This is a genomic window from Paraburkholderia sp. BL25I1N1 (genome assembly GCF_003002025.1).
In the GTDB taxonomy this organism is placed as follows: domain Bacteria; phylum Pseudomonadota; class Gammaproteobacteria; order Burkholderiales; family Burkholderiaceae; genus Paraburkholderia.
In genome coordinates, this window is sequence record NZ_PVZB01000028.1 from 14,821 (window position 1) to 39,627 (window position 24,807).

Sequence of the window (24,807 nt, forward strand, 5' to 3'; positions counted from 1 at the left end):
ACCGAAGCATGCTACTGGCGCTGGCGCAATGGCTGCAGAATGACGCAAGCTTCTTGCGCGTGTTCAGTTATCTGACTTTCCGTGCGGTGATGGCGACCATCACCGCGCTGCTGATCGGGCTCGTCTGCGGCCCGGCAGTGATTCGCAAGCTGACCTCCATGAAGGTCGGTCAGGCCGTTCGTAAAGATGGCCCGCAAACTCACCTCGTCAAATCCGGCACGCCGACCATGGGCGGCGTGCTGATTCTGCTCGGCATCGCCGTGGCGACGTTGTTGTGGGCCGATCTGACCAATCGCTTCATCTGGATCGTGATGCTCGTCACGTTCGGTTTCGGCGTGATCGGCTGGGTCGACGATTACCGCAAGGTGGTCTACAAGGATCCGCGCGGCATGTCGTCGCGCGAAAAGTATTTCTGGCAGTCGGTGATCGGTCTGTTCGCGGCGGTTTATCTGGCTTTCAGCGTGTCGGAAGCGAGCAACGTGCGCGTGTTCGACCTGTTCATGGCGTGGGTGCGCAGCGGCCTCTCGATGGGCTTGCCGGCGCGTGCCGACCTGATGCTGCCGTTCGTCAAATCGATCAGCTATCCGCTCGGCGTGTGGGGCTTCATCGTGCTGACGTATCTGGTGATCGTCGGCGCGAGTAACGCGGTCAATCTCACCGACGGCCTCGACGGTCTCGTGATCATGCCGGTCGTGCTGGTCGGCGCATCGCTCGGTGTGTTCGCTTACGTGATGGGCAGCTCGGTCTACTCGAAATACCTGCTGTTTCCGCATATCGCCGGCGCGGGCGAACTGCTGATCTTCTGTTCGGCAATGGGCGGGGCAGGGCTCGCGTTTCTCTGGTTCAACACGCACCCGGCGCAGATGTTCATGGGCGACGTCGGCGCGCTCGCGCTCGGCGGCGCGCTCGGCACGGTAGCGGTGATCGTGCGCCAGGAAATCGTGCTCTTCATCATGGGCGGCATTTTTGTCGCGGAAACGCTCTCCGTGATGTTGCAAGTGACGTGGTTCAAATTCACCAAGCGCCGCTTCGGTGAAGGGCGGCGTCTCTTCAAGATGGCGCCGCTGCATCACCATTTCGAATTGTCGGGTTGGAAGGAAACGCAAGTGGTCGTGCGCTTCTGGATCATCACGTTGATGTTGTGTCTCTTTGGTTTGTCCACGCTCAAACTGCGTTAAGCAGCAGGTCCTTAAGGAAGCAGGCGATGTTCGGCGAGAAGTTTCGGGATCGGCAAAAGCCGATGGTGCTCGTGCTGGGACTGGGTGAATCCGGTCTTGCAATGGCGCGCTGGTGCGCGCGGCACGGCTGTCGGCTGCGTGTGGCCGATACGCGCGAAGTACCGCCGAACCTGCCCGCGCTGGAAGCGCACGGCATCGACGCCGCATTCGTCGGCGGCCCGTTTTCGCCGGTATTGCTCGAAGGTGTCGAACTCGTCGCCATCAGCCCGGGTTTGTCACCGCTTGCCGCCGATCTGTTGCCGCTGATCGAAGCGGCGCGCGAGCAGGGCATTCCCGTGTGGGGCGAACTCGAACTGTTCTCGCAAGCGCTGAAGTCGCTTGGCGAAAGCGGCTATGCGCCGAAGGTGATCGCGATTACCGGTACCAACGGCAAGACCACGACGACGAGCCTGACCGGCCTGCTGTGCGAGCGCGCCGGCAAGAAGGTCGCGGTGGCGGGCAACATCAGCCCGTCGCTGCTCGACAAACTCGCTGAAGCGATCGACAACACCGCGTTGCCCGACGTGTGGGTGCTGGAACTGTCGAGCTTCCAGTTGGAAACGGCGCACACGTTCTCGCCGGATGCGGCGGTCGTGTTGAACATCACGCAAGATCATCTGGACTGGCACGGCGGTCTGGACGCATACGCCGCCGCGAAGGGCCGCATCTTCGGTGCGCAGACCGTGCGCGTGCTGAATCGCGACGACTCGCGTGTCATGAAGCTCGCGCCCGCGGAAGATAGCGAAGCCGAGATGGTCACGTTCGGCGTCACCGAGCCGAAGAACGACGGCGACTACGGTCTGCTGCGCGACAACGGCATGATCTGGCTCGTAGAGGCGCACGATCGCGACGCGAGCGACGAACCGGTGCCGAAGCGCCGTCGCAAGAACGAAGTGGTCACGCCGCCGAACATCGCGCTCAAACGCCTGATGCCTGCAGACGCCCTGCGCATTCGTGGCCTGCACAACGCCGCCAACGCGCTCGCCGCCTATGCACTCGCACGCGCGGTCGGTCTGCCGGGCGCGCCGCTGTTGCACGGTCTGCGCGAATATCGCGGCGAGCCGCATCGCGTGGAATTAATTGCGTCGATCGATGGTGTCGACTATGTGGACGACAGCAAGGGCACCAACGTCGGCGCGACGGTGGCCGCGCTCGACGGGCTCGCACAGCGCATCGTGCTGATCGCCGGCGGCGACGGCAAGGGTCAGGATTTCGAACCGCTCGCCGCGCCGGTCATGCGCTGGTGCCGCGCCGTGATGCTGATCGGCCGCGACGCGCCGCAGATTCGCGCCGCGCTGGAAGAAACCGGCATCGCCATGACGGATCACGCCACGCTCGAAGAAGCGACGCGCGCCGCGACCGCGCTCGCTGAGCCGGGCGATGCCGTACTGCTCTCGCCGGCTTGCGCGAGCTTCGACATGTTCAAGGGTTACGCGCACCGCGCCGCGGTATTCCGCAGCACGGTAGAAGACATCGCGGCCGAACGGGGGACGATGATATGAGCTGGTCGGAACGTTTCGGTTCGCGCCAGGCCGCTGGCGGCGATGCGGGTGGTTCGGGCGGCGCGGCGCGCGCCGGGGGCCGCACGGGCGGCAGTGGTCTTGCGAGCGCCGTCAACGGCGTGCGTCCGCTGCGCTCGCGCATGCTCGACTACGATCACTCGCTGCTGTGGGTGGTCGTCGCGCTGCTCGGTCTGGGCGTGGTGATGGTGTATTCGGCGTCGATCGCCATGCCCGATTCGCCGAAGTACGCGTCGTACCGCGATTACGCGTTCCTCGTGCGCCAGATCATCTTCGTGGTGATGGGCTCGGTGATCGGCATCGTGTCGTTCCGCATTCCGATCGCGACATGGGACAAGTACGCGCCAAAGCTGTTTCTGATCTCGCTGTTCGCGCTGGTGATCGTGCTGATCCCGCACGTCGGCAAGGGCGTCAACGGCGCGCGCCGCTGGATCCCGCTCGGCATCACGAACATGCAGCCGTCGGAAATCATGAAGCTCGCGGTGACGATTTACGCCGCGAACTACACGGTGCGCAAACAGGAATACATGCACAGCTTCGCCAAAGGCTTTTTGCCGATGGCGGTCGCCGTGGGTCTCGTCGGCGCGTTGCTGCTGCTCGAACCGGACATGGGCGCGTTCATGGTGATCGCGGCGATCGCAATGGGCGTGCTGTTTCTCGGCGGCGTGAACGGCAAGCTGTTCGGCGGCCTGGTGGCGACCGCGGTCGGCACGTTCAGTTTGCTGGTGTGGGCGTCGCCGTGGCGTCGTGAACGGATTTTCGCGTACCTCGATCCGTGGGACGACCGTTACGCGCAGGGCAAGGCTTATCAATTGACGCACTCACTGATCGCGTTCGGGCGCGGTGAGTGGTTCGGCGTGGGTCTTGGCGGCAGCGTCGAGAAACTCAACTATCTGCCGGAAGCGCATACCGACTTCATCCTCGCGGTGATCGGCGAGGAACTGGGTTTTGTCGGCGTGCTGGTGGTGATCCTGATGTTCTACTGGATCGTGCGCCGCTCGTTCGAGATTGGCCGTCAGGCGCTCGCACTCGATCGCACGTTCGCGGGGCTGGTGGCGAAAGGCGTCGGCATCTGGTTCGGCGCGCAGACCTTCATCAACATGGGCGTGAACCTCGGCTTGCTGCCGACCAAGGGTCTCACGTTGCCGCTAGTCAGTTATGGCGGCTCGGGCATTGTTTTGAACTGCGTCGCTGTTGCCGTGTTGATGCGTGTGGACTATGAGAACCGGGTGCTGATGCGCGGAGGGAAAGTATGACCGCTCTGCCGCAACGCACGCTGATGGTGATGGCCGGCGGCACCGGGGGACACGTGTTCCCGGGGCTCGCGGTCGCTCATCTGATGCAGGCGTGGGGCTGGAAGGTCGTATGGCTCGGCAATCCCGCGGGCATGGAAGCGACGCTGGTGCCGAAGCACGGCATCCCGATGGAATACGTGCGCTTCGGCGGCGTGCGCGGCAAGGGCCTGAGACCCAAGCTGATGCTGCCGCTGAATCTGCTGCGTGCCTGCACGCAAAGTCTCTCCGTGCTGCGTCGCGTGAAGCCGGACGTCGTGCTCGGCATGGGCGGCTACATCACGTTTCCGGCCGGCTTGATGACCGCGTTGAGCGGTCGTCCGCTGGTGCTGCATGAACAGAATTCGATTGCCGGTCTCGCGAACAAGGTGCTCGCGAAAGTCGCTAAACGCGTGCTGGTTGCGTTTCCGAACGCACTGCCGCACGGCGAATGGACGGGAAATCCAATTCGTGAGGAACTTGCGCGCGCGATTGCACCCAAAGCACGCTACGCGCAACGCAGCGGTCCGTTGAATGTGCTCGTCGTGGGCGGCAGTCTGGGCGCCGCGGCCTTGAATGAAGTGGTGCCGCGCGCGGTGGCCTTGCTCGCGCCGAACGAACGGCCGTGCATCGTGCATCAGGCGGGCGCGAAGCATATCGAAGCGCTGCGCGAGAACTACGCGGCAGCAGGTCTGCAAGCAGGCGCCGACGTCGAACTCGTGCCGTTCATCGACGACATGACGAGCGCCTACGCGAAAGCCGACCTGGTGATTTGCCGGTCCGGCGCAATGACCGTGTCCGAGATTTCAGCAGTAGGCGTGGCGGCGTTCTTCGTGCCGTTCCCGTATGCAGTAGACGATCACCAAACCACTAATGCAGCGTTCCTCGCCGACAACGGCGCGGCGCTGGTCGTGCAGCAACGCGATCTGTCGGCGGAAACCCTCGCTGACTGGTTGCGCAGCCAGACGCGAGCAACCCTCGCGGAGATGGCGGAGCGTTCGCGCTCGCTCGCGAAACCCGACGCCACGGAACAGGTCGCGCAGATTTGCGCGACCGTGGCGGGTTCGATTTCGGGCGCGAGCCCAGAAGGAAAGCAATGAAACACATCGTCAAACACATTCACTTTGTCGGCATCGGTGGTGTCGGCATGAGCGGCATCGCGGAGGTGCTGGTCAACCTCGGCTATCAGGTGAGCGGCTCGGATCTTACGAGCAACGCAATCACTGATCGCCTCGCCGCACTCGGCGCGCGGATTGCGATCGGTCACGCGGCGGAGAACATCGAAGGCGCGAACGCGGTGGTCGTTTCCACCGCGGTGCGCAGCGACAACCCGGAAGTACTGGCCGCGCGTCATCGCCGCATTCCGATCGTGCCGCGCGCGGTGATGCTCGCGGAACTGATGCGCCTGAAGCAGGGCATCGCGATTGCCGGTACGCACGGCAAGACCACGACCACCTCGCTCGTGGCGAGCGTGCTGGCGGCGGGCGGTCTCGATCCGACTTTCGTGATCGGCGGCCGGCTGATTAGCGCGGGCGCGAATGCGCGCCTCGGCACGGGCGACTTCATCGTCGCGGAAGCCGACGAGTCGGATGCGTCGTTCCTGAATCTGTTTCCGGTGATCGAAGTCATCACGAACATCGACGCGGATCATATGGACACCTACGGCCACGATTTCGCGCGGCTCAAGCAGGCGTTCATTGAATTCACGCACCGTCTGCCGTTCTATGGCATCGCGGTACTGTGCGTCGATGATCCGAATGTGAAGGAGATCCTGCCGTTCGTGTCGAAGCCGATCATTCGCTACGGCTTCGCGCCGGACGCGCAGGTGCGCGCGGTCAACGTCAAAGCGCATGACGGCAAGATGCATTTCACGGCCATGCGCGAAGACGCGGCGCCGATCGACATCGTCTTGAACCTGCCGGGCGAGCACAACGTACAGAACGCTTTGGCCGCAATTGCAATCGCGACTGAACTTGAAGTGAAAGATGCCGATATCCAGCGAGCGCTGGCGGATTTCAACGGCGTGGGCCGCCGCTTCCAGCGTTACGGCGAAGTGCCTGTCGTCAGCGAAGGCAAAGCGAGCGGCGCGTACACGCTGGTGGATGACTACGGTCATCACCCGGTCGAAATGGCGGCCACGGTGGCGGCGGCGCGCGGCGCATTTCCGGGCCGGCGTCTGGTGCTGGCGTTCCAGCCGCACCGCTTCACGCGCACGCGTGATTGCTTCGAGGATTTTGTGAAAGTGCTGTCGACCGTCGACGCGCTCGTGCTGACCGAAGTCTATTCGGCCGGCGAGTCGCCGATCGTCGCCGCGGACGGCCGCGCGTTGGCGCGTGCGCTGCGGGTGGCGGGCAAGGTCGAGCCGGTCTTTGTCGATACGGTGGATGAAGTGCCGGACGCGCTCTCAGCAGTGGTGCGCGACGGCGATGTGGTGATCACGATGGGCGCGGGTTCGATCGGCGGTGTGCCGGGTCGTCTCGCGCAGGAAACGAAGGTGTGAGATGAGCAGTATCGACCCCAAACAATTCGGCAAAGTGGCAGTACTGCTCGGTGGTAATTCCGCCGAGCGCGAGGTCTCGCTCAATTCCGGCCGCCTCGTGCTGCAAGGTCTGCGCGACGCCGGCGTGGACGCGCATCCGTTCGATCCGGCCGAGCGTCCGCTCGCCGCATTGAAGGAAGAAGGCTTTGTGCGCGCGTTCAACGCGCTGCATGGCGGTTACGGCGAGAACGGCCAGATTCAGGGCGCGCTCGACTTTTACGGCATCAAGTACACCGGCAGCGGCGTGCTCGGCTCGGCGCTCGGTCTGGACAAGTTCCGCACCAAGCTCGTGTGGCAGCAACTCGGCATTCCGACGCCGCCGTTCGAAGCGGTGCTGCGCGGCGACGACTACGAAACGCGCTCGAAAGACATCGTCGCGAAGCTCGGTTTGCCGCTCTTCGTGAAACCGGCGAGCGAAGGTTCGAGCGTCGCGGTGATCAAGGTGAAGAGCGCCGACGCGCTGCCCGCCGCGCTGATCGAAGCGGTCAAGTACGACAAGATCGTGGTGGTCGAAAAGAGCATTGAAGGCGGCGGCGAATACACCGCGTGCATAGCCGGCAATCTGGATTTGCCGGTGATCCGCATCGTGCCGGCCGGCGAGTTTTACGACTATCACGCGAAGTACATCGCGAACGACACGCAGTATCTGATTCCGTGCGGTCTGACGGCAGACGAGGAAGCGCGCCTGAAAGTGCTGGCGCGCCGTGCCTTCGACGTGCTCGGCTGCACCGACTGGGGCCGCGCGGATTTCATGCTCGACGCCGACGGCAACCCGTATTTCCTCGAAGTGAACACGGCGCCTGGCATGACCGATCACTCGCTGCCGCCGAAAGCGGCGCGTGCGGTGGGCATCAGCTATCAGGAACTGGTTGTCGGCGTGTTGGCGCTGACGCTGCAGGACTAACCGGGGCGACCCGAAAGCAACACCATGTGGAACAACGTTCGCCAGCTCAATTTTGCCGCCAACACATTGCATGTGTTGCTGGTGCTCGTGCTGCTGGCGGCAGGCGGTTACTGGCTGATCCAGCGCCCGAATTTCGCGCTGCGCGAAATCCAGATCGACGGCGATACCGAGCACATCAATTCGCCGACGGTGCGCGCGGGTGTGGTGGGGCGCTTGAAGGGCAACTTTTTTACGGTGGATCTCGACGTGGCGCGTCAGGCGTTCGAGCAGATGCCGTGGGTGCGTCATGCGAGCGTGCGGCGCGTCTGGCCGAATGCACTGGCTGTCACGCTGGAAGAGTACAAACCGCTGGGAACGTGGGGCAGCGATCAGCTCGTGAGCGTCGACGGCGAGCTGTTCACCGCGAACCAGGGCGAGCTCGAAGAAGATCTGCCCGCGTTCGACGGTCCGGACGGTACGGCAAAAGAGGTGGTCGCGCGGTATCACGACTTCCAGAAATGGTTTGCGCCGTTGGGCGCGACGCCTGAAGAAGTGACGCTGTCGCCGCGCTACGCGTGGACGGTGAAGCTCTCGAACGGCACGCAGGTGGAACTTGGGCGCGAACGCAATCAGGACACGCTGCTCGATCGGAGCAAACGTCTGAGTGCGGCGTGGAGCGCGGTGACGCAACGTTGGGGAAAGGATATCGAGTATGCGGACTTGCGCTATCCGAACGGTTTCGCGATTCGCGCGGCAGGGATGCGCTTTATCACCGAACCCGACAAGGGCAAGAAGTAAACGGACATCACACGCAATGAGCACGCTATGAGTAAAGACTATAAAGATCTGCTGGTCGCCCTCGACATTGGGACGTCGAAGGTCGTGGCCATCGTCGCCGAGTTGAAGGGCGAAGGTCACTACGAGGTGATCGGCCTCGGCCAGAGCGAATCGAAGGGGCTCAAGAAAGGCGTGGTGGTGAATATCGAGGCCACCGTGCAGTCCATTCAGCGCGCGCTCGAAGAAGCCGAACTGATGGCCGACTGCAAGATCACCAACGTATTTACCGGGATTGCCGGCAGCCATATCCGCAGCTTCAATTCGAGCGGCATGGTGGCGATCAAGGAGAAGGAAGTCACGCAGACGGACGTGGCGCGCGTGATCGAAACGGCGAAGGCGATCAACATCCCGACCGATCAGCAGGTGCTGCATATCCTGACGCAGGAATTCATCATCGACGGTCAGGAAGATGTGCGCGAGCCGATCGGCATGAGCGGCATTCGCCTGGAAGTGAAGGTGCATATCGTCACCGGCGCGGTGAGCGCGGCGCAAAACATCGTCAAGTGCGTGCGCCGTTGCGGGCTCGAAGTGAACGATCTGATCTTGCAGCCGCTGGCGTCGTCGCTGGCGGTGCTGACGGAAGACGAGAAAGAACTCGGCGTGGTGCTGGTCGATATCGGCGGCGGCACGACGGACATTGCGATTTTCAGCGAAGGCGCGATTCGTCATACGGCGGTGATTCCGATCGCCGGCGACCAGATCACGAGCGACATCGCGATGGCGCTGCGCACGCCGACGCCGGACGCGGAAGACATCAAGGTGGATTACGGCATTGCCAAGCAGGCTTTGGCCGATCCGGACGAAATGATCGAAGTGCCGGGTCTCGGCGAGCGCGGTCCGCGCACGCTGTCGCGCCAGGCGCTGGCGGCGGTGGTCGAACCGCGCGTCGAAGAACTGTTTTCGCTCGTGCAGCAGGTGGTGCGCGAGTCGGGTTACGAGGAACTGCTGAGCTCCGGCGTGGTGCTGACCGGCGGCGCGTCGATGATGCTCGGCATGGTCGAACTGGGTGAAGACATCTTCCTGAAGCCGGTGCGTATCGGCGTGCCGGAATACGCGGGCGGTCTGGCTGACGTAGTGCGCAATCCGCGCTATTCGACGGCGATGGGCCTGCTCGTCGAAGGACGCTCGCAACGCATGCGCGGCCGCAAGGTGGCCGTGCAGTCGGGCTCGATGGGACAGGTGTTCACGCGCATGAAGGACTGGTTCCTCGGCAACTTCTAAAGCATTCGTTGTATCGCTGCACAGAACGGGTTTTCGAACAGGTTTCAAAAAAATACGCGCTGGTGCCGGCGGCCGGCGCGCGACAGGCGGTTGCCCGATCTCCTGCCGAATAACGGCCGAAGTGGCTGCAAATTTTTATCTTGACGGAGGCATCATGGATTTCCAAATGCTGGAAACCGAAACGAACGGCACCATCATCAAGGTGGTCGGAGTAGGTGGCGCTGGCGGCAATGCTGTTCAGCACATGATCAACAAAGGCGTGCAAGGCGTCGACTTCATCGTGATGAACACGGACGCACAGGCTTTGTCGCGTTCGCGCGCCACCGCGGTGATCCAGCTCGGCAACACGGGTCTGGGCGCCGGCGCCAAGCCGGAAATGGGCCGCGCCGCAGCGGAAGAAGCACGTGAGCGCATCGCCGACGCACTGCGCGGCGCGCACATGGTCTTCATCACGGCCGGCATGGGCGGCGGCACGGGCACGGGCGCAGCTCCCGTGGTCGCGCAGATCGCTAAAGAAATGGGTATCTTGACCGTCGGCGTGGTCAGCAAGCCGTTCGAATTCGAAGGCGGCAAGCGGATGCGCGTGGCAGAAGCCGGTTCGCAGCAACTGGAGGATCACGTCGACTCGCTGATCGTCGTTCTGAACGACAAGCTGTTCGAGGTGATGGGCGATGACGCCGAGATGGACAAGTGCTTCCAGTGCGCAGACGACGTTCTGAACAACGCAGTTGCCGGCATCGCGGAAATCATCAACGTCGACGGTCTGGTGAACGTCGACTTCGAAGACGTGAAAACGGTGATGGGCGAGCAGGGCAAGGCGATGATGGGCACGGCGACGGTTGCCGGCGTCGATCGCGCGCGCCTCGCTGCTGAGCAGGCTGTGGCCAGCCCGCTGCTGGAAGGTGTGGATCTGTCGGGCGCGCGTGGCGTGCTGGTGAACATCACGTCGAGCCGTTCGCTGCGTCTGTCGGAAACGCGCGAAGTGATGAACACGATCAAGAGCTACGCGGCAGAAGACGCGACCGTGATTTTCGGCGCTGTGTACGACGATGCGATGGGCGACGCGCTGCGAGTGACGGTCGTGGCAACGGGTCTGGGCCGTGCGGCCAAGAAGCAGCAATCGGCACCGATGACGCTGCTGCGCACCGGCACCGATAACCAGCCGATCAGTGCACACGCTGCTTACGCACCGCAGTCGTCGCACGCCAGCACCGCCGACTACGGCGCACTGGACACGCCGGCAGTGTGGCGCACGTCGCGCGATACGGCCGCATCGCATGTGCAGGCGTTGCAGGAAAAGGGCGTCGACACGTACGACATTCCGGCATTCCTGCGCAAGCAGGCGGACTGAGCGCACGGGCAGGCTTTCGTTGCGGCGCTGCTTGGACAGCAGTGCAGCGCTGGCGGACGAATGCACGAGCGTGGCGGGTGAACGGCGAACAAGTCGCGTATCTTTGAAGATTCGCGACAAGGACAAGTGCCCTCTTCGGATTCGCGAAGCGGATTGGGCGACTGTCGCCGGACGGCGGAGCATGCAGTGGTTGGTGCCCACGCCGGATTTTTCACTGCGACACGACGACGTGCGAGCGTGCTTCGCATCGATGCAAAGGACTGAGCATGATTCAGGCAGGTGACAAGCTGCCCGACGCGACGCTCTTCGAGTTGATCGAAGACGAGCGGGCGGGCTGCACGATCGGGCCTAACAGCTTCGACGTGCGCGAGCAGACGGCGGGCAAGCGTGTGGTGATCTTCGGATTGCCGGGCGCGTTCACGCCGACCTGTTCGGCCAAACATGTACCGGGTTATGTCGAGCACGCCGAGCAGTTGCGCGCTCTTGGCATCGACGAGATCTGGTGCGTGTCCGTCAACGACGCGTTCGTAATGGGCGCGTGGGGACGCGATCAGCACGCCTCGGGCAAGGTGCGCATGATGGCGGACGGCAGTGCGGCTTTCACGCGAGCGCTCGGTCTCGAGCAGGATTTGTCGGCGCGCGGCATGGGAATCCGTTCCCAGCGCTACGCGATGGTGGTCGACGACGGCGTGGTCAAGACGTTGAACGTCGAGGCTGCCGGCAAATTCGAAGTCAGCGATGCAGGGAGTATTCTCGCTACGTTGAGCTAGGCACGCTGGTGTCGTGGCCTTCGCCACAGGCACGCGCGGTTGGCGCGTTGTGCTTGGGCAACGGTCGACAAGACGCTTTTGTGACAGGCCGTTACGCGGGCCGATGACCGGAAACGCCTCCGTTCCGGGGCATCGGCCCGTCACGCTTTCCTGACGGGCCCCCAAGGGTAATGCAGCGAAACAGATTGATACGTTCCGCGGAAAGACGCTCCTTAGGGTATTGGAGTATAATTCGTGCTATGGAATAAAAAGTCCCGATTGGGATTTTCAATCGAATAGAAGATCACCATGCTGAAGCAGCGCACTATCAAACAAATCGTCAAGACAGTCGGCATTGGCCTGCACTCGGGCCGCAAAGTCGAACTGACGCTCCGTCCGGCCGGGCCGGACACGGGCATTGTGTTTTCGCGCGTGGACCTCGCCACGCCGGTGGACATTCCTGCGTCGGCGATGGCGATTGGCGATACGCGTCTGGCTTCCGTGTTGCAGAAGGACGGCGCGCGCGTCTCGACCATCGAGCATTTGATGTCCGCCTGCGCCGGTCTCGGCATCGACAACCTGTATGTCGACGTCACCGCCGAAGAAATCCCGATCATGGACGGCAGCGCCGGTTCATTCGTGTTTCTGATTCAGTCGGCGGGTATTGAAGAACAGAACGCGGCGAAGAAATTCATCAAGGTCACCAAGCCGGTCGAAATTCGTGACGGCGATAAATTCGCGCGTCTCGACCCGTACTTTGGTTTCAAGCTCAAGTTCACGATCGATTTCCGTCACCCGGCTGTGGATAAAACCGGCCAGGCGCTGGAAGTGGATTTTGCCAATACGTCGTACGTGCGCGAGATCGCGCGCGCCCGCACCTTCGGTTTTGCGCATGAAGTGGAAATGATGCGCGAACTGGGTCTGGCGCGTGGCGGCAGCATGGACAACGCAATCGTGCTGGACGAGTACCGCATTCTGAATAACGACGGCCTGCGCTACGACGACGAGTTCGTGAAGCACAAGATGCTCGATGCGATCGGCGACCTGTATGTGGTCGGCCATCCGTTGCTGGCAGCGTATGACGCATACAAGTCGGGCCACGGCCTGAACAATGCGCTGCTGCGCGAACTGCTGGCGCACGAAGATTCGTACGAAATCGTCACCTTCGACGACACGCAGAAGGCGCCGCGCGGTTTTGCCTACGAAACGCAGACGGCTTTTGCCTGACGCCTTCGGGTGAAATTTCTGAAGCGAGCGCATGAAAAGTAAGCGGCCCGGTTGGGCCGCTTTTCTTTTGCCTAGCGATTTCTCCGATGCCGCGCCGCCATTTTCGCCAGCGCTTCCTGTAACGGCGACGGCGCCAGCGACTCGCTCAGCGCGTGGAGCGCATCAGCGCCGGCCGGTGTCATGCGCGCCTGTTTGACCGGCGGCGGTTCCTTCACAGCCTGCGGCCGCACGCGAATCCGCAGCGAATTCACCGGCCAGCCGCGCTGCTGCAGATCCGCCAGCAGCCGCGGCTCCAGATGCCGCAGCCGCGCCGCCAGCGCGTTATGGCCGGCGAACAGGGCGAGCACGCCTTCCTTGATGAAGCTGGGTTCGACGCTCGTCGCCAGATAGTCGGGCAGCAGCGCGCGCAGATCCTTCTCCAACGCCGCAATCTGCTCGACGCCCGCGCGCAGGGCCGCGAACGCGTCAGTGCGATTGAGCACCTCGGCGACCGGCTGCGGGCGGCGCGCCTTGAACTGCTGGGGCGGCGGCCTTGAAAAGGAAGGAAAATGGCTCATGTTCGATGGGTCACGGCGTGTCCGCGCCCTATGCGCGTTCACGCCGCGATTGTACCGCGCAGGACGCACGCGGGCCCGCCTCAAGCGGACTGCCAGAGCTCGCTGCGGCGGGCTTCCGATGCCCTGCCGCCGTCTCGCTGCTGACATAAGCGTGGGCGGGGGCGCGTGCTAAAATGCGCGATTCGAATTCACTCTTGGACTAAGCCGCCGAGGCCCTTCCGACCCCGGAGCGCGCGTGCACGAACTGCACGCCGCGACCCAGCCGAAGCCGCGACGCAGACACCGATCCGATGACCACCGGTTTTCTACAGAAGATTTTTGGCAGCCGCAACCAGCGGCTAGTCAAGCAATATCAAAAGACCGTCACGGCGATCAATGCGCTCGAACCGCAGATCGAGCAATTGACGGACGATCAACTGCGCGCCAAAACGGGTGAATTCCGCCAGCGCGTCGCGAGCGGCGAATCGCTCGACAAGCTCCTGCCGGAAGCCTTCGCGGTGTGCCGCGAGGCCAGCAAGCGGGTGCTGAAAATGCGCCACTTCGACGTGCAGCTGATCGGCGGCATGGTTCTGCACTACGGCAAGATCGGCGAAATGCGCACCGGTGAGGGCAAGACGCTCGTCGCCACGCTGCCGGTGTACCTGAACGCGCTGTCCGGCCGCGGCGTGCACGTGGTCACGGTCAACGACTACCTCGCCCAGCGCGACGCCGAGTGGATGGCGCGCCTGTACAACTTCCTCGGTCTGTCGGTCGGCATCAATCTGTCGCAGATGGATCACGGTGCGAAGCAGGAAGCCTACGCGGCGGACATCACGTACGGCACCAACAACGAATTCGGCTTCGACTACCTGCGCGACAACATGGTCTACGAGACCGACGCGCGCGTGCAGCGGGCCCTGAATTTCGCGGTGGTCGACGAGGTCGACTCGATCCTGATCGACGAAGCCCGTACCCCGCTGATCATCTCCGGCCAGGCCGAAGATCACACCGACCTGTACGTGCGCATGAACGCACTGCCGCCGCTGCTTGAACGCCAGATCGGCGAAGAGAAAGCGGACGGCACCGGCGTCGAAAAGCCGGGCGACTATACGCTGGACGAAAAAGGCCGCCAGGTGTTCCTGACGGAATCGGGCCACGAAAAGGCCGAGCGTCTGCTCGCCGAGTGGGGCCTGATCGGCGACGGCGAAAGCCTGTACGCGCCGCAGAACATCACGCTGATGCACCACGTGTATGCCGCGCTGCGCGCACACACGCTGTTCTTCAAGGACCAGCACTACGTGGTGCAAAACGGCGAAGTGGTGATCGTGGACGAATTCACCGGCCGTCTGATGTCGGGCCGCCGCTGGTCGGACGGTCTGCACCAGGCTGTCGAGGCGAAGGAACACGTCAAGATCCAGAGCGAGAATCAGACGCTCGCGTCGATCACGTTCCAGAACTACTTCCGCATGTACGCGAAGCTGTCCGGCATGACCGGCACGGCGGATACGGAAGCGTTCGAATTCAACGAGATCTATGGTCTCGAAACGGTCGTGATCCCGACCAACCGTCCGCCCAAGCGGATCGACAAGCAGGATCAGATCTACAAGACGGCCAAGGAACGCTACGACGCGGTAATCCGCGACATTCGCGACTGCTACGAGCGCGGGCAGCCGGTGCTGGTCGGTACGACGTCGATCGAAAACTCCGAGTTGCTGTCGCATCTGCTGAAGCACGCCGGTCTGCCGCACGAAGTGCTGAACGCCAAGCAGCACGCGCGTGAAGCCGAGATCGTCGCCGAAGCCGGCCGTCCGAAGCGCATCACGATCGCCACCAACATGGCCGGTCGCGGTACCGACATCGTGCTCGGCGGCAACGCGGAAAAGCAGGCGTCGTTCCTCGAACTGGACGAAACGCTGGCTGAAGACGACAAGCAACGCCGCATCCAGAAGCTGCACGACGAATGGCAAGCGCTGCACGATCAGGTGAAGGCCGCGGGCGGTCTGCACATCATCGGCACCGAGCGCCACGAATCGCGCCGGATCGACAATCAGCTGCGCGGCCGTGCCGGCCGTCAGGGCGACCCGGGTTCGTCGCGCTTCTATTTGTCGCTGGAAGATCCGCTGCTGCGCATTTTCGCCGGCGATCGCGTGCGCGCGATCATGGACCGCCTGAAGATGCCAGAAGGCGAAGCGATCGAGGCGGGCATCGTCTCTCGCTCGATCGAATCGGCGCAGCGCAAGGTGGAAGCGCGCAACTTCGACGTTCGCAAGCAATTGCTCGAATACGACGATGTGTCGAACGATCAGCGCAAGGTGATTTACCAGCAGCGCAACGAATTGCTCGAAGCGAACGACATCACCGAAACGATCGGCGCGATGCGTCAGAGCGTGATCGCCGATATCGTTCATCAGTTCGTGCCGGCGGGCAGCATTGAAGAGCAGTGGGACGTGCCCGAACTGGAAGAAGTGCTGCGCAACGAATGGCAACTCGACCTCGCGATCCAAGAAATGATCAACGAGTCGAACTCGATCAGCGCGGACGAGATTCTCGAAGCGGTCGAAGCCGCTGCGGACGAAGCCTACGAAGCGAAGGTCGAACTGGTCGGCCGCGAATCGTTCAGCGCGTTCGAGCGCTCGATCATGCTGCAAACGCTGGATCGCAGCTGGCGCGAACATCTGGCCGCGCTCGATCACTTGCGTCAGGGCATCCATCTGCGTGGCTATGCGCAGAAGAATCCGAAGCAGGAATACAAGCGTGAGGCGTTCGAACTGTTCGCCGCCATGCTCGACGCTGTAAAGCTCGAAGTCACCCGCGTGGTGATGAACGTGCAGATCCAGTCGCCTGAACAGTTGGAACAGGCTGCTGAACAGCTCGAAGAGCAAGGCGGCCACCTTGAAAACGTCGAGTTCCGCCACGCCGAATTCGCCGAAGCGGCCGCCGCAGCGCCTGTTGCCGCGGAAGCAGCCACCGCCGCCATGATCGGCGATGCCATGAGCCACGGTTCGTCGCATACGGCAGCAGCGAACATGAGCGCGGACAACGTGCCGAAGGTCGGCCGTAACGACCCGTGCCCGTGCGGCAGCGGCAAGAAGTACAAGCAGTGCCACGGCAAGATCGTGTAATGCCGAAGGCGGCGCGCTGAGAGGCGCGCCGCTTCGTTTCAGGCGGTAGGTTGCCTTGATTTCGCGGTGGTCCGGCACCAAGCCCGGATCATCAGTTCCGTTTCCCCGATGCCGGCGCCTGCCGGCATTTTCTTCGACAGGTCGCGACCATGGCTGTCAATTTCCCCTCGATCGATCCCGCTCAACTCTATCCCGTCGCCGGCGTTTCGCTCGGCTGGGCGGAGGCGAATATTCGCAAGCCGAACCGCAAGGACGTGCTCGTCATTTCCGTGGGCGAAGGCGCCACGGTGGGCGGCGTGTTCACGCAGAACCGTTTTTGCGCGGCGCCCGTCACGGTGTGCCGTGAGAATCTGGAACGCGTGCGCGCCGGCGGCAAGCCGATTCGCGCGCTGGTGATCAACACCGGCAACGCGAACGCGGGCACGGGTGAGCCCGGCCTCGTGGCGGCGCGCGAAACCTGTGCCGAACTCGCGCGTCTCGCGGACATTACGCCGGAACAGGTGCTGCCGTTTTCGACGGGCGTGATTCTGGAACCGCTGCCGGTCGATCGTTTGAAAGCGGGTTTGCCGGCCGCGCTGGCGAACCGCAAGGAAGCGAACTGGTATGACGCCGCGCAGGCGATCATGACCACGGACACGCTGCCCAAGGCCACGTCGCGCCAGGTGACGATCGAGGGCCACACGGTCACGCTGACCGGCATCAGCAAGGGCGCCGGCATGATCAAGCCGAACATGGCGACCATGCTCGGCTTCCTCGCGTTCGACGCCGCCGTCTCCCAGCCGGTGCTCGACGCGCTGGTCAAGCACGTGGCGGATCGCTCGTTCAACTGCATCACGATCGATGGCGATACGTCGACCAACGATTCGTTCATCCTGATCGCGTCGGGCAAATCGAGCTTGCCGGCGATCACGTCCACCTATTCGCCCGCTTACGCAGCGCTGCGCGACGCGGTGACCGAAGTCGCCCAGACCCTCGCGCAGCTCATCGTGCGCGACGGCGAAGGCGCGACCAAATTCATGACCGTGCAAGTGGAAGGCGGCTCGAGCGTCGGCGAATGCCGCCAGATCGCCTATGCGATCGGCCACTCGCCGCTCGTGAAAACGGCCTTCTATGCATCGGATCCGAATCTCGGCCGCATTCTCGCGGCCATCGGCTATGCCGGCGTGGACGATCTCGACGTCGGCAAGATCGATCTGTATCTGGACGACGTGCTGGTCGCCACTGCCGGCGGCCGCAATCCGGCCTACCGTGAAGAAGACGGCCAGCGCGTCATGAAAAAGAGCGAGATCGGCATTCGTGTCGTGCTCGGCCGCGGCGATGCGCAAGCCACGATCTGGACTTGCGATCTGTCGCACGACTACGTGAGCATCAACGCCGACTATCGTTCGTAACCGGGTTCATTACGCGGCCTGAAGGCCGCTTATTTCACAGCCATGGATAAACTCGAACAGTTTCTGACCCGGGCCGAAGCCGTGCTCGTCCGCCTCGAAGCGATGCTTCCGCCCGCTTCGACCGATATCGACTGGTCGGCGGCAGTGGCCTTCCGCTGGCGCAAGCGCCAGGGGCGCGGCTACCTGCAGCCGGTGCCGGCCATCTCGGCGATCACGCTCGACGACCTGCAAAACATCGATCGCCAGAAAGGCCTGATCGAGCAGAACACGCGTCAATTCGTCCACAAGCAGCCGGCCAACAACGTGTTGCTGACAGGCGCGCGCGGCACCGGCAAGTCGTCGCTGATCAAGGCGTGTCTGAATGCGTACGCGAAAGACGGGCTACGTCTGATCGAGGTGGATAAGGACGATCTGCACGACCTCGGCGATATCGTCGACCTGATCGCGCAGCGGCCGGAGCGCTTCGTGGTGTTCTGCGACGACCTCTCGTTCGAAGACGGCGAGTCGGGCTACAAGGCGCTGAAGGTCGCGCTCGACGGCTCGATCGCCGCGCAATCGGACAACGTGCTGATTTATGCGACGTCGAACCGCCGCCATCTGTTGCCCGAATACATGAGCGATAACGAGACGTACAAGCACACGTCCGACGGGGAGATTCATCCCGGTGAGCTGGTCGAAGAAAAGATCTCCCTGTCCGAGCGCTTCGGTTTGTGGGTCAGCTTCTATCCGTTCAAGCAGGATGACTACCTGTCGATCATCAGCCACTGGCTGCGTCATTTCGGCTGCGACGACGCCGAAGTCGAAGCGGCGCGTGGTGACGCGCTGGTGTGGGCGCTCGAGCGCGGGTCGCGTTCGGGACGTGTCGCGTGGCAGTTCGCGCGCGACTGGTCCGGCCGCAAGACGTCGGCATGAGTGAGCGCATGAGCGACGACGTCGAGAAGAACGCCGCCGGCCGCAAGGTCACGCAAGTCGCGGTTGGCGTGCTGGTCCAGCCTGATGGGCGCTATCTGCTGGCGCAGCGCCCGGCCGGCAAGCCGTACGAAGGCTACTGGGAATTTCCGGGCGGCAAGCTGGAAGCGGGCGAATCAGTCGAAGCCGCGCTCGCTCGCGAGTTGCACGAGGAGTTGGGTATCGCGGTCGAAGCAAGCCATCTTTGGCATATGCTCGAACACGATTACCCGCACGCGTATGTGCGGCTCTTTTTCTGCAAGGTGACGCAGTGGTCCGGCGAGCCGCACGGCCGCGAAGGTCAGGCTTTTGTCTGGCAGACGCTGCCCGCGGATGTCGAGCCGCTGTTGCCGGCGACCATTCCCGTGCTGGAATGGCTCGCAGCCGAAAAGAGCTGAAGCGGAAAGAAGACGGCGCGCGACGTCAGGCGCTGCTCTAGCGAAGCGCCGATCGGCATGGCCCGGCCAGCGGGCCGCGCTTAATGCGGGGTGTAATCCCCGCCGGGCGTCTCGTCCGACGACGCTTCCTGCTCGTTCCCGCCGATCTTGTACTTCTCAGCGGCCCAGGCGCCGAGGTCGATCTGCTTGCAGCGATCGGAGCAGAAGGGGCGGAAGCGGTTTTCAGGTGTCCAGCGGACGTCCTTTCCGCATGTGGGGCATTTGACGACAGTAGGCATACGGTCAGGCAATCAATCGCAAACGGAACAAGTGACGAATATAGGGGCATTTCTCGCCGCTTTAAAGGCGTGCCCCACCGTTTCTGATTTAACAGGTGAACATGACAGGGTTGCGAGCGTGCCCTACAGGCTGCAAAGCGTAAGCTGGAAAGGAACGTCCACATCCACTGCACGCGGACGCAAATCGCCGTCCTGCACGGTGAAGCGCACCCACAGCATGTACTTGTTCGCGCTGGCTTCGGGGATCACGCGCAATTCCGGTGCCACCCGCACTTGCATCAATTGATACGAACGGCCGGACAGCATCTGCTGATAGCTGCCCTGCATGGCCATGACCTTGGACGCCTGGCCGGACTCGCGCGCCAGCCGCAAGACGATGATGGCCGCGTCGCGCAGCGGCAGCAGCGGCGTCACCCACTTGGCGATGTCCTGGCGGCGCTGATCGGGATGAATCTGTTGCCAGGCGTAATAGGACGGCAAATCGAACTTGCAGGTGCCGCCCGGAATGATCGCGCGGCTGCGGATACTGGCTAGCCACTCGTTGTCTGCAAGATGCTGGCCGGTCTTGCCCTGCATCTGCGAAAGCCCCGCGAGTGTTTGCTCGATCTCGCCGAGTACGGCCTCAAGCGCGTTTTGTTCGATTCCCGGATTGCCTCGAAACGGCGCTAGCGTTTGCCGTTGGCGTTCGAGTTCTTTCATCAGATCCGACTTCAGATCCGCGCGGCCCGCAACCTCCGAGATTTCGAACAACGTTGTCAGTGCGACGTGATGTTCCCTGGCGTCTTCCTGAGTCAGAAAGAACGTGAAGCGCTCGAACAGATCTTCGAGGCGCAATAGCGTCCGGATTCGCTCGTTGAAGGGATACTCGTAAAGGATCAAGCGGGCTCGCCTCGGGCGTGGTCGGTGACGGGAATGCAGAACATTCTAATGCCGTGAGACTACCCTAGCAATCACGCACTTTTTCAGCACGCATTTGCAACTTTTTTCACGTGTTTCGGGCGGTTTTCAACGCACTTTTGGCACGCGCATCGCTGCGAAGTTCAACCGGGATTTCCCGAGATGTCACGTCCGCGTCATGCGCGGGCGAGCGACAGATACACGCGATGCAGCGCGTCGACTTGCGACTCGAGCGCGTCCAGCGGCGCGTTGTCGTTGTCGATTATGTCGTCGGCCGCGGCGAGGCGTGCTTCGCGTGTGGCCTGACGAGCGATGATCGCCAGCACCTGTTCGCGACTGAAATTATTGCGGCTCATCACACGCGAGATCTGCGTTTCAATGCTGCAGTTCACCGTCAGCACGCGATTCACACGTGCCTTCCACTTGCCGGATTCAACCAGCAGCGGCACCACGACGATCACATAGGGCCCTTGAGCCTCACGCTGCTCGCGTTCGGTTTCAGCGCGAATCAACGGATGCGTGATGCCTTCGAGGCGTTTGCGCGCGCTGTCGTCGCTGAATACGAGTGTGCGCATGGCGGCGCGGTCGAGTGAGCCGTCAGGTGCGACGAACCCCTCGCCGAACTCGGCGGCGATTGGCGGCATGGCGATGCCGTGCGGCGCGGTGATGCGGTGCGCGATCAGGTCGGTGTCGACGAGCGGCACGCCGTGCGCCGCAAACAGGTCGGCGACAGTCGATTTGCCGCTGCCGATGCCGCCGGTCAATCCCACAGCAAACATGCTTCAGCCTCCCAAAGCCAGATAAAGCGGTGTGCCGAGAAACAGCGTCAGCGCGCCGCCCGCCGCAAGGAACGGCCCGAAGGGCAGCGGCTCCTCGAAGCGCATGCGGCCGCGCCATGTTGCCAGCAGACCGACGACCGCGCCGCTCACCGCCGCGATCAGCACGATCTGCGGCAGCGCCGCCCAGCCGAGCCACGCGCCGAGCGCCGCCAGCAGTTTGAAATCGCCGTAACCCATGCCTTCAACGCCGCGGATGAGCAGAAACAACCAGTGCACGACCCACAGCACCAGATACCCGAAGATCGCGCCCAGCACCGCATCGTGCAAGTTCGTAAACATACCGTTGAAGTTGACGATGATGCCTGCCCACAGCAACGGCAGCGTCAGGGAGTCGGGCAGCAGATGCGTGTCGATGTCGATCGCGCTCATGGCGAGCAGCGTGGCGCAAAGACCAAAGGCGGCGAGCGCCGTGACGGTTGGGCCGAACAACGCGAGTGCGCCCGCCGCGAACGCCGCACTGGCGATTTCGAGCAGCGGATAGCGCAGGCTCACGTGCGCCTTGCATGCGGAGCAGCGGCCGCGTAGCAATAGATAGCTCAGTACCGGCAGGTTCTCCCATGCGCTCAACACGTGGCCGCAGTGAGGACAGGCGCTGCGCGGCACCCACAGGTTGTAGCGCGCCGGCAAGCCGTCTTCTTGCAGGGGTTGATCGGCGGCCTCGCTGACTTCAGCGCGCCAGGCGCGGTCGAGCATGATCGGCAGCCGATGCACGACGACGTTCAGGAAGCTGCCGATCACGAGGCCGAACACAATGGCGAACGTCATCTGCAGTGCTGTGGGCAGGCTGCCGAACGCCTGGCCGAGGCCGGTCGCGAAATGGTCGGGAAGCAGGCCCGACAGCAGGCTGGAAGAAGTGTCTGGCACGAATGGAAGAGTGGCCCGCATAGATTAAGGATGGATTCGGCTGCGATCCTACACCACGTTGCCGAGTTGAATAATGGGAAGATACATCGCGATCACGAGGCCGCCGACCAGCGCGCCGAGCACGACGATGACGAGTGGCTCGCATAGACTCGACAGCGTGCCGATCTTTTCGTCTACCTGACGATCGGCCAGCGACGCCACGTCGATCAGCATGGCGTCGAGTGCTCCGGACTCCTCGGCAACCGCGATGGGCTGCACGACTTCGGGCGGAAAGCAGTGTGCCGCGCGCATTGCGGCGGCGAGCCGTTCGCCGCGCCGCAGACGCGCGGCGATTTCCACGGTGGCGCGGTCGAAGAATGCGTTGCCGGTGGCGTGAGTCAGCGAGTCGAACGCGTCAGCCAGCGGTGTGCCGGCTGATAACAAGGTGCCGAGCGCGCGGCTCCAGCGCGCCGCGCACAACGTGCGTAACAGCGGACCGGCGACTGGTATTGTCAGCGATATGCGCGCAAAGCGGATGCGCGCGGCTTCGGAACGTCGCAGCAGAAACGTCGCTGCTGATCCGATTGCGAAGATCATGGCGAATGCCGGTATGCTCCATCGCGCCACACCGGACGACAATGCCAGCACGAACTGCGTGGGTGCGGGCAGCCTGGCGCCAAAGCCGTCGAAGATCTGTTTGAAGGTCGGTACGACCCACACGAGCAATGCAGCGGTGATTGCCATCGCCAGCACGAGGATCGCGACGGGATAGGTCAGTGCCGCGCGCACTTTGGCGCGCTGCGCGGCGGCGCGTTCGCGGTCGTCGGCGATGCGGGCGAGGACCGCCGCGAGCGCGCCGGCCGCCTCGCCGACTTCGACGAGTTGGCAATACAGCGCGTTGAATTGCGCGGGATGCCGCTGCAACGCCGCGGAAAAACGCAGGCCGCCGGTGATGTTGCGCGCAAGCGCGCCGACAATACGCGGCATGCCGTGGCGGCGCGAAGTCTGGGCTTGCGCGAGCAGGTCCAGCGCGGGCGCGAGTGGGAGACCCGCGCGCAGCAGGCTGGCGAGCTGGCGCGTGAATAGCGTGATGTCCGCGGCGTGTGTGGTGGGACGCGGTGCCGGTCCGAGCGCCGTCAGTTCGAGGATGAACAGATTGTCGCGCTTGAGCAGTGAGCGGGCGATGGCTGCGTCCGGCGCGATAAGCGCGCCGTTTTTCCGCACGCCGTCGGCATCGACGCCGCGCCATTTGAAACGCATGTCGGAGGCCGGAAGCCTTTGGGTCGTCGCCGTGTTCATGCGAACTCGGTGGCGGCGAGCGCTTCGGCGAGGCTGGTGGTGCCGTCGCGCACACGTCTCAACGCGGCGTCGCGCAAAGTGCCCACCTGTTCGGTTTGCGCCAGCCGCGCGAGTTCATGCGTGCCGGCGCTCGCGACGATCAGTTCGCGCATCGCATCGGATACGGGCATCACCTGATGAATGCCGATGCGGCCGCGATAGCCGATGCCGTGACACGCGGGGCACCCGGCGGTGGCGTAGGGCTGCCAGCCATCGAGTTGCTGCTCGCTGAAACCCGCTGCCCGGAGCGCCGCGACCGACTGCGGCGCCGGCACGCGGCACGCGACGCAGAGCCGCCGCACCAGCCGTTGCGCGGTGACCATCCGCAACGCGGCGGCGAGGTTATACGGCTCGACGCCGATATCGATCAGACGCGCGATGGCTGCCGGCGCGTCGTTCGTATGCAGGGTCGATAGGACGAGGTGGCCCGTTTGCGCGGCTTTTACGGCGAGGTCGGCGGTCTCTTCGTCGCGAATCTCGCCGACCATGATCACGTCCGGATCCTGGCGAAGGAATGCGCGCAGCGCGACCGCGAAAGTGAGCCCGGCTTTTTCGCGCACGCTGACCTGATTGATGCCAGCCAACTGGATCTCCGCGGGGTCTTCCACTGAGCAGAGATTGCGGGCCTCGCCGTTGAGCAGATTCAGGAAACAATACAACGACAATGTCTTGCCGCTGCCGGTGGGGCCGGTGACAAGCATGAGGCCGTGCGGCGCGCGAATCGCGGCGTCCACGGTTTCGCGTTGATGCGGATCGAGGCCGAGCGAGTCGAGTGAAAGATCGGCGGGCAGCGCGTCGAGCCTGCGCAGCACGAGCTTTTCTCCGAATAGCGTGGGCAGCGAGTTGACGCGATAGTCTTCAACGCGTCCCGGCGAAGTGGAAATGCGCAGCCGGCCGTCTTGCGGCACGCGACGCTCGGCGATATCCATGCGCGCCAGCACCTTCACCCGAGTGATGAATGCGTCGCGCAGATGCGCCGGCGGCGGCGGGATTTCGTGCAGCACGCCGTCGATTCGCAAGCGCACGCGCCAGCCGTGTTCCGCCGGCTCGATGTGAAGGTCCGACGCGTTTCGGCGAGTTGCTTCCTGCAATGTGTCGGTCAAAAGACGCACGGCGGGCGCGTTGTCGGTATCAGTGGGATTTGTTGCGCCGACGTCGGGCGCGAATGGTCTCAGTTTCGCTTTGACGGCGCTTTCGTGGGCGTTTGCGATGGGGCGCGGCGATGCCGCCGTGGGCTGGAAAGAGGCTTGCATGAGAGACCGGTGATGAACCGCCTGTAGAACACGACGGCTTCATCTTCCGGCAAGGTGGCGGGCGCCGCTATTCGGCCATTCGGCTAATGGCGCGCGCTGCGTCGGTGTGCGATGCTGCTGCAGGTTTGGCCGCTGTGCTCGGCGCGTGT

22 protein-coding genes are annotated in these 24,807 nt (G+C 63.3%); 15 read left to right on the forward strand and 7 right to left on the reverse strand.

The genetic code is table 11. The features are described 5' to 3' along the window. Window positions 1-8: 8 nt before the first annotated feature. The 11 genes from mraY (at window position 9) to lpxC (ending at window position 12,815) form a co-directional block, all read left to right on the forward strand. On the forward strand, window positions 9-1,178 hold the full coding sequence (mraY, locus tag B0G73_RS32070) for a phospho-N-acetylmuramoyl-pentapeptide-transferase (protein ID WP_106285161.1): 1,170 nt from the start codon (window positions 9-11) through the stop codon (window positions 1,176-1,178). Window positions 1,179-1,204: 26 nt separating this feature from the next. After that, window positions 1,205-2,719: a UDP-N-acetylmuramoyl-L-alanine--D-glutamate ligase gene (gene murD / locus B0G73_RS32075; protein ID WP_106285162.1), complete on the forward strand. Its 1,515-nt coding sequence runs from the start codon at window positions 1,205-1,207 to the stop codon at window positions 2,717-2,719. Beyond that, the gene (gene ftsW / locus B0G73_RS32080) at window positions 2,716-3,993 is read left to right on the forward strand and encodes a putative lipid II flippase FtsW (RefSeq protein WP_106285163.1); all 1,278 of its coding nucleotides are present in this window, start codon (window positions 2,716-2,718) and stop codon (window positions 3,991-3,993) included. The genes murD and ftsW overlap by 4 nt, the downstream gene beginning before the upstream one ends. Next, window positions 3,990-5,108 (forward strand): undecaprenyldiphospho-muramoylpentapeptide beta-N-acetylglucosaminyltransferase, encoded by a 1,119-nt coding sequence (gene murG, locus B0G73_RS32085; RefSeq protein WP_106285164.1) that lies wholly within the window; start codon window positions 3,990-3,992, stop codon window positions 5,106-5,108. The genes ftsW and murG overlap by 4 nt, the downstream gene beginning before the upstream one ends. Further along, on the forward strand, window positions 5,105-6,508 hold the full coding sequence (gene murC / locus B0G73_RS32090) for a UDP-N-acetylmuramate--L-alanine ligase (RefSeq protein WP_012434420.1): 1,404 nt from the start codon (window positions 5,105-5,107) through the stop codon (window positions 6,506-6,508). Before murG ends, murC begins: the two co-directional genes overlap by 4 nt. Window position 6,509: 1 nt before the next feature. Then, window positions 6,510-7,451, forward strand: coding sequence for a D-alanine--D-alanine ligase (locus B0G73_RS32095; protein WP_106285165.1), 942 nt, complete (start codon window positions 6,510-6,512; stop codon window positions 7,449-7,451). A gap of 24 nt (window positions 7,452-7,475) precedes the next feature. Beyond that, window positions 7,476-8,228 carry a cell division protein FtsQ/DivIB gene (locus B0G73_RS32100; protein WP_106285166.1) on the forward strand — a complete coding sequence of 251 codons (753 nt, stop codon included), beginning with the start codon at window positions 7,476-7,478 and terminating at the stop codon, window positions 8,226-8,228. 27 nt (window positions 8,229-8,255) lie between these two features. Then, complete coding sequence (gene ftsA, locus B0G73_RS32105) at window positions 8,256-9,488, forward strand: cell division protein FtsA (protein ID WP_007180311.1); 1,233 nt, start codon at window positions 8,256-8,258, stop codon at window positions 9,486-9,488. Between the two features lie 154 nt (window positions 9,489-9,642). Beyond that, window positions 9,643-10,839, forward strand: a complete 1,197-nt coding sequence (gene ftsZ / locus B0G73_RS32110) for a cell division protein FtsZ (RefSeq protein ID WP_012434416.1) — start codon at window positions 9,643-9,645, stop codon at window positions 10,837-10,839. A 266-nt stretch (window positions 10,840-11,105) separates the two neighbouring features. Beyond that, a complete protein-coding gene (locus tag B0G73_RS32115; RefSeq protein ID WP_012434415.1) occupies window positions 11,106-11,609 on the forward strand; it encodes a peroxiredoxin in 504 nt (167 codons plus the stop codon). Between the two features lie 288 nt (window positions 11,610-11,897). After that, a complete protein-coding gene (gene lpxC, locus B0G73_RS32120; protein ID WP_106285167.1) occupies window positions 11,898-12,815 on the forward strand; it encodes a UDP-3-O-acyl-N-acetylglucosamine deacetylase in 918 nt (305 codons plus the stop codon). Window positions 12,816-12,886: 71 nt separating this feature from the next. Here lpxC and B0G73_RS32125 read toward each other — a convergent pair whose 3' ends face one another. Next, complete coding sequence (locus B0G73_RS32125) at window positions 12,887-13,372, reverse strand: DciA family protein (RefSeq protein ID WP_106285168.1); 486 nt, start codon at window positions 13,370-13,372, stop codon at window positions 12,887-12,889. Window positions 13,373-13,662: 290 nt separating this feature from the next. Between B0G73_RS32125 and secA the strand changes: the two genes are divergently transcribed. The 4 genes from secA to mutT all read left to right on the forward strand — a co-directional run bounded on the left by secA (window position 13,663) and on the right by mutT (window position 19,210). After that, window positions 13,663-16,473 carry a preprotein translocase subunit SecA gene (secA, locus tag B0G73_RS32130; protein WP_106285169.1) on the forward strand — a complete coding sequence of 937 codons (2,811 nt, stop codon included), beginning with the start codon at window positions 13,663-13,665 and terminating at the stop codon, window positions 16,471-16,473. A 149-nt stretch (window positions 16,474-16,622) separates the two neighbouring features. Then, window positions 16,623-17,864 carry a bifunctional glutamate N-acetyltransferase/amino-acid acetyltransferase ArgJ gene (gene argJ / locus B0G73_RS32135; RefSeq protein ID WP_106285170.1) on the forward strand — a complete coding sequence of 414 codons (1,242 nt, stop codon included), beginning with the start codon at window positions 16,623-16,625 and terminating at the stop codon, window positions 17,862-17,864. 42 nt (window positions 17,865-17,906) lie between these two features. Beyond that, entirely contained in the window at window positions 17,907-18,776 is an 870-nt protein-coding gene (locus B0G73_RS32140; RefSeq protein WP_106285171.1) for an ATP-binding protein, read from the forward strand. 8 nt (window positions 18,777-18,784) lie between these two features. Next, on the forward strand, window positions 18,785-19,210 hold the full coding sequence (gene mutT, locus B0G73_RS32145) for an 8-oxo-dGTP diphosphatase MutT (RefSeq protein WP_106285172.1): 426 nt from the start codon (window positions 18,785-18,787) through the stop codon (window positions 19,208-19,210). Between the two features lie 80 nt (window positions 19,211-19,290). Here mutT and yacG read toward each other — a convergent pair whose 3' ends face one another. The 6 genes from yacG to B0G73_RS32175 form a co-directional block, all read right to left on the reverse strand. Then, complete coding sequence (gene yacG, locus B0G73_RS32150; RefSeq protein ID WP_106285173.1) at window positions 19,291-19,488, reverse strand: DNA gyrase inhibitor YacG; 198 nt, start codon at window positions 19,486-19,488, stop codon at window positions 19,291-19,293. 123 nt (window positions 19,489-19,611) lie between these two features. Continuing rightward, window positions 19,612-20,367: a cell division protein ZapD gene (gene zapD / locus B0G73_RS32155; RefSeq protein WP_106285174.1), complete on the reverse strand. Its 756-nt coding sequence runs from the start codon at window positions 20,365-20,367 to the stop codon at window positions 19,612-19,614. A gap of 194 nt (window positions 20,368-20,561) precedes the next feature. Beyond that, window positions 20,562-21,164, reverse strand: coding sequence for a dephospho-CoA kinase (gene coaE / locus B0G73_RS32160; RefSeq protein ID WP_106285175.1), 603 nt, complete (start codon window positions 21,162-21,164; stop codon window positions 20,562-20,564). A gap of 3 nt (window positions 21,165-21,167) precedes the next feature. Next, window positions 21,168-22,109 carry an A24 family peptidase gene (locus tag B0G73_RS32165; protein WP_106285176.1) on the reverse strand — a complete coding sequence of 314 codons (942 nt, stop codon included), beginning with the start codon at window positions 22,107-22,109 and terminating at the stop codon, window positions 21,168-21,170. Window positions 22,110-22,136: 27 nt separating this feature from the next. After that, the gene (locus B0G73_RS32170; RefSeq protein WP_106285177.1) at window positions 22,137-23,366 is read right to left on the reverse strand and encodes a type II secretion system F family protein; all 1,230 of its coding nucleotides are present in this window, start codon (window positions 23,364-23,366) and stop codon (window positions 22,137-22,139) included. Continuing rightward, a complete protein-coding gene (locus B0G73_RS32175; RefSeq protein WP_106285178.1) occupies window positions 23,363-24,658 on the reverse strand; it encodes a GspE/PulE family protein in 1,296 nt (431 codons plus the stop codon). The genes B0G73_RS32170 and B0G73_RS32175 overlap by 4 nt, the downstream gene beginning before the upstream one ends. Between the last annotated feature and the right edge of the window lie 149 nt (window positions 24,659-24,807).

What these genes read in the sequence shown, in the direction of transcription:
- B0G73_RS32125 (WP_106285168.1), bottom strand. Translation starts at nt 13,372, where the DNA reads ATGAGCCATTTTCCTTCCTTTTCAAGGCCGCCGCCCCAGCAGTTCAAG.
- murC (WP_012434420.1), top strand. Translation starts at nt 5,105, where the DNA reads ATGAAACACATCGTCAAACACATTCACTTTGTCGGCATCGGTGGTGTC.
- ftsW (WP_106285163.1), top strand. Translation starts at nt 2,716, where the DNA reads ATGAGCTGGTCGGAACGTTTCGGTTCGCGCCAGGCCGCTGGCGGCGAT.
- argJ (WP_106285170.1), top strand. Translation starts at nt 16,623, where the DNA reads ATGGCTGTCAATTTCCCCTCGATCGATCCCGCTCAACTCTATCCCGTC.
- ftsZ (WP_012434416.1), top strand. Translation starts at nt 9,643, where the DNA reads ATGGATTTCCAAATGCTGGAAACCGAAACGAACGGCACCATCATCAAG.
- B0G73_RS32095 (WP_106285165.1), top strand. Translation starts at nt 6,510, where the DNA reads ATGAGCAGTATCGACCCCAAACAATTCGGCAAAGTGGCAGTACTGCTC.
- secA (WP_106285169.1), top strand. Translation starts at nt 13,663, where the DNA reads ATGACCACCGGTTTTCTACAGAAGATTTTTGGCAGCCGCAACCAGCGG.
- mraY (WP_106285161.1), top strand. Translation starts at nt 9, where the DNA reads ATGCTACTGGCGCTGGCGCAATGGCTGCAGAATGACGCAAGCTTCTTG.
- mutT (WP_106285172.1), top strand. Translation starts at nt 18,785, where the DNA reads ATGAGCGACGACGTCGAGAAGAACGCCGCCGGCCGCAAGGTCACGCAA.
- lpxC (WP_106285167.1), top strand. Translation starts at nt 11,898, where the DNA reads ATGCTGAAGCAGCGCACTATCAAACAAATCGTCAAGACAGTCGGCATT.
- murG (WP_106285164.1), top strand. Translation starts at nt 3,990, where the DNA reads ATGACCGCTCTGCCGCAACGCACGCTGATGGTGATGGCCGGCGGCACC.
- B0G73_RS32100 (WP_106285166.1), top strand. Translation starts at nt 7,476, where the DNA reads ATGTGGAACAACGTTCGCCAGCTCAATTTTGCCGCCAACACATTGCAT.
- B0G73_RS32170 (WP_106285177.1), bottom strand. Translation starts at nt 23,366, where the DNA reads ATGAACACGGCGACGACCCAAAGGCTTCCGGCCTCCGACATGCGTTTC.
- B0G73_RS32165 (WP_106285176.1), bottom strand. Translation starts at nt 22,109, where the DNA reads ATGCGGGCCACTCTTCCATTCGTGCCAGACACTTCTTCCAGCCTGCTG.
- ftsA (WP_007180311.1), top strand. Translation starts at nt 8,256, where the DNA reads ATGAGTAAAGACTATAAAGATCTGCTGGTCGCCCTCGACATTGGGACG.
- B0G73_RS32175 (WP_106285178.1), bottom strand. Translation starts at nt 24,658, where the DNA reads ATGCAAGCCTCTTTCCAGCCCACGGCGGCATCGCCGCGCCCCATCGCA.
- B0G73_RS32115 (WP_012434415.1), top strand. Translation starts at nt 11,106, where the DNA reads ATGATTCAGGCAGGTGACAAGCTGCCCGACGCGACGCTCTTCGAGTTG.
- yacG (WP_106285173.1), bottom strand. Translation starts at nt 19,488, where the DNA reads ATGCCTACTGTCGTCAAATGCCCCACATGCGGAAAGGACGTCCGCTGG.
- murD (WP_106285162.1), top strand. Translation starts at nt 1,205, where the DNA reads ATGTTCGGCGAGAAGTTTCGGGATCGGCAAAAGCCGATGGTGCTCGTG.
- B0G73_RS32140 (WP_106285171.1), top strand. Translation starts at nt 17,907, where the DNA reads ATGGATAAACTCGAACAGTTTCTGACCCGGGCCGAAGCCGTGCTCGTC.
- coaE (WP_106285175.1), bottom strand. Translation starts at nt 21,164, where the DNA reads ATGTTTGCTGTGGGATTGACCGGCGGCATCGGCAGCGGCAAATCGACT.